Genomic DNA, 3,594 nt, shown 5'->3' with positions numbered 1-3,594 from the left:
AGCCGTTCGGCATGGCCGTCGCGGCCGACGGCCTGCGCCACCAGTGCATGCATGTCGAGATCGGCAGCGTCGGCCGGCAACAGCACCCAGGCCAGCGCGCCGGCCCAATCCAGCCGCAGCCGGGCAAATTGTGGCAGCAGCGCGGCCAGCGCCGGGGCGCTTGTGGCGGGCAGCGGGCAGCGCCAGATGATGTCATCGGGCGCGATATGGCCAGCCAGGCTGGCGGAGGCGGCCCACAGGGCACGGCTGTCGGCGTCCTCAATCACACTGGCAACGGGCAGGCGCGCGCGGGCGGCGTCCACCAGTGCGGGCAGGGCAGCGGGGCTGGCCTCGATGCGCAACTGCACTTCGCCCTCACTCCAGGCGGCGCCGGTGATGCCACCGTCCACCATCAGTGCATCGGCCATGATCCGCACCGCCTGGGCTGCCGTGTCAGCCGGCAGCAGCAGCGTCGCCTGCGCGGGCGCCAGCGGCAGCACCTTCAGCGTGATCTCGGTGAGCACCGCCAGCGTGCCGCGCGAGCCGGTGAGCAGCCGCGGCAGATCAAAGCCGGTGACATTCTTCAGCACCTTGCCGCCGGCCGTAAAGATCTCGCCCCGACCGGTCACGCCCGAAAGGCCCAGCACATGATCGCGCGCCGCCCCGGCAAAGGGCCGCCGCGGCCCCGAAAGGCCGCTGGCCACCGCACCGCCGATGGTGCCGTGGCCGCGATCCCAGATCGCGTCGGGCGACGGCGGCTCGAAGGCCAGGCACTGGCCGGCCTTGGCCAGGATTTGCTGCACATACAGCAGCGGTGTCGAGGCCGGCACGGTGAGCAGCAGTTCGCCGGGATCGTGATCGACAGGGCCCGCAAGTCCGGTCAGATCGAGCGCGGAATCTGCAGGGCCCGGCCCGATGCCAGGCCGGCTGCCAGTGCCGGACACGGCCAGCGTTTCCCCGCGCGCCGCCGCGTCGCGGATCATCGCGGCGAGGTCCTCGGTCGTGGCGGGGCGATAGGCCATCAGAAGCGGGGGATTTCGGGAAACGACACGCGCCCGCCATGCACGTGCATGGCGTTCATTTCGGCGCAGCGGGCCAGCGTCGGGAACAATTTGCCGGGGTTGAGCAGGCCGTTTTCGTCAAAGGCGCATTTCAGCCGGCTCTGCACGTCGAGATCGATGGGCGAAAACTGGTGGGGCATCAGATCGCGTTTCTCGACGCCCACACCATGCTCCCCGGTCAGCACGCCGCCGGCATCGACACAGGCCTTCAAGATCTCGGCGCCGGCCGCTTCGGCGGCTTCGGTCTGGCCGGGCACGGCAGCATCATACATCACCAGCGGGTGGAGATTGCCGTCGCCGGCGTGGAAGACATTGGCGACGCCCAGGCCATGGCGCGCGACGATGGCGCTGATCTGTTCCAGCACCGCGCCCAGCTGGCGACGCGGGATGGTGCCATCGACACAATAATAGTCCGACGCGATGCGCCCCACCGCCGGAAACGCCGCCTTTCGCCCGGCCCAGAACAGCAGCCGCTGCGCTTCATCAGTGGACGCGCGCAGGTGGCAACAATTGTGGGCCCTGGCGATGTCGCTGATGCGGGCGAGCTGGTCGTCGACCTGGGCCGCGGTGCCGTCGGCCTCGGCAATCATCAGCGCGGCGACATCGGTGGGATAGCCGGCCTGCACGAAATCTTCCGCGGCGCGGATGGCCGGTGCGTCCATCATTTCGAGGCCGGCCGGGATGATGCCGGCGGCGATGATGGCGGCCACGCAATCGCTGGCATCGGCGACGGAGGGGAAGCCGAGCAGCAATGCGCGTTGGGTCGCGGGTTTGGGCAGGATGCGCACTGTGGCTTCGGTGACGACGCCGAGCAGACCTTCGGAGCCGCAGACCAGCCCGAGCAGATCATAGCCCGCCTGTTCCTGCCCCGGGCCACCCAGCCGCAGCACATTGCCATCCATCAGCACCAGCTCGACGCCCAGCAGGTTGGGGCTGGTTGTGCCATATTTCAGGCAATGCACCCCGCCGGCGTTCTCTGCGACATTGCCGCCGATCGAACAGGCAATCTGGCTCGATGGATCCGGCGCGTAATAGAAACCCTTGTGGGCAATGGCCTGGCTGACGGCGAGGTTGGTGACGCCGGGCTGCACCACGGCGCAGCGATTGTCGTAATCGACGCCGAGGATGCGGTTGAAGCGGCTCATGCCCAGCACGATGCCATCGGCCAGCGGCAGCGCCCCGCCGGACAGCGAGGTGCCCGATCCGCGCGCCACCACCTTCACGCCGTTGGCGTGGCACCAGGCCAGCACCCGGCTCACCTGGCTTGTGGTGCGCGGCAACACCACGGCCAGCGGGCTCTGCCGGTACATGGCGAGCCCGTCGCTGCCATAGGGCGAGACGCCGTCGGCATCGGCAATCACCCCGTCAGGCACAATGTCGGCCAGTGCGGTGGCAATCTGCGCCTGGCGGGCGATCACGCCGGCATCAGGGGTGGGCATTTTCATCGCCGGCCAGCTTCGCAGCATGGCGGCGGCTTTGTCGAGGCTTATGCTCAGGGCCGCGGCGGGCGAGGGTAGAGGATGAAGTCGCCTTCGTTGCTGATCACCGGTGCGCCGGCAACGCGATGGGCGGCGGCGGCCAGGCGGGTGATGGCATCTGCGGGCAGGGCGAGCGGATGCTCGTCGGGGTGGGTGGCGGCTTCGAAGCCATAATCCTTGCCCGGCGTTGTCGTCATCTCGATGTGGGTGCCAAGCACGGCGGCGATGGGATGGCTTTGCGCAAACGCAACCAGACGGTCGGCGCTGGCGATGAAGGTCGCGAACTGGTCGGTCGGCACATAAAGGCGGCCGGCATAGAGCATGTCGCCGGAGAGCAGCAGGCGCGTGCGCGGATCATAGACCATGATGTGCGCCGGCTCGTGGCCGGGCGTCGGGATGATCGACAGCGGCCGGCCGCCGAGATCGAACGTCGCGATGTCGTCGGGCCAGCGCGTGATGCCGAAGGCGGAGGCGACGTCCTCGGGCTTGAGGCCAACGACGGTCGTATCAGGCCGGCCGGCGAGCTCGCTGTCCCCCTGGTGGTGATCGCCATGGCTGTGGAAATGCGCGACGGTGAGCGGGATGGCACTGCGGCGGTGGCTGGCCAGCCAGCCGGCGATGAGCGCATCGACCGTGGGCCGGATGGCGAGCCCGCCGGCGCCGGTGTCGAGCAGCAGCGCGCGATCGGTGCCGAACAGCAGGTAGAGAAACGGCGCTTCGAAATTGGTGTGCACCGATTGGCGGATCACGAACGTGTCGGCATCGATGCGCTGCACCTGCATCTGCGGCTCGCTGGCGATGGTGCCGTTCATCCAGGGCAGGAACGCGGGACCGGCGGCGCAGACGGGGGCCGCCATGGCCAGCAGCAAGCAGAGCAGGGGCAGGCGCATGCAGCATCTCCGGTGGTGGGGCGGCCAGCCTGCGCTCTGGCTGCGGTCGGTGTCGATGGGGCGTCCGCCCCAGCGTCGCTCAGGGCAGCGCCGCCAGTTGCGCGGCATAGAGCGCTATGCGGTTGCGCACCGCGGCTTCGTCGCCCGTGTTGGCCGGCAGGCCCAGCGCCGGCAGCGTCTCGCGCG

At 69.4% G+C, this 3,594-nt stretch carries 3 protein-coding genes; all 3 read right to left on the bottom strand.

Annotated elements, in window-relative coordinates:
- A partial coding sequence (locus tag GJ693_RS14730; RefSeq protein WP_156257019.1) for an FAD-binding protein occupies nt 1–1,001 on the bottom strand: 1,001 nt, incomplete at its 3' end.
- Nucleotides 1,001–2,485 (bottom strand): FAD-linked oxidase C-terminal domain-containing protein, encoded by a 1,485-nt coding sequence (locus GJ693_RS14725; RefSeq protein ID WP_156257018.1) that lies wholly within the window; start codon nt 2,483–2,485, stop codon nt 1,001–1,003. The genes GJ693_RS14730 and GJ693_RS14725, both read right to left, overlap by 1 nt.
- Before the next feature lie 47 nt (nt 2,486–2,532).
- Nucleotides 2,533–3,408, bottom strand: coding sequence for an MBL fold metallo-hydrolase (locus GJ693_RS14720; protein ID WP_156257017.1), 876 nt, complete (start codon nt 3,406–3,408; stop codon nt 2,533–2,535).
- Between the last annotated feature and the right edge of the window lie 186 nt (nt 3,409–3,594).

Origin of the sequence: Sandarakinorhabdus oryzae, assembly GCF_009733735.1 — a bacterium.
Classification (GTDB): Bacteria; Pseudomonadota; Alphaproteobacteria; order Sphingomonadales; family Sphingomonadaceae; genus Sandarakinorhabdus; species Sandarakinorhabdus oryzae.
The sequence above is the reverse complement of the archived record's forward strand: the minus strand, read 5'-3'. Positions and strand labels throughout refer to the sequence as shown.

Coding starts and splice junctions, on each gene's coding strand:
- GJ693_RS14725 (WP_156257018.1), bottom strand. CDS start 2,485: ATGAAAATGCCCACCCCTGATGCCGGCGTGATCGCCCGCCAGGCGCAG.
- GJ693_RS14720 (WP_156257017.1), bottom strand. CDS start 3,408: ATGCGCCTGCCCCTGCTCTGCTTGCTGCTGGCCATGGCGGCCCCCGTC.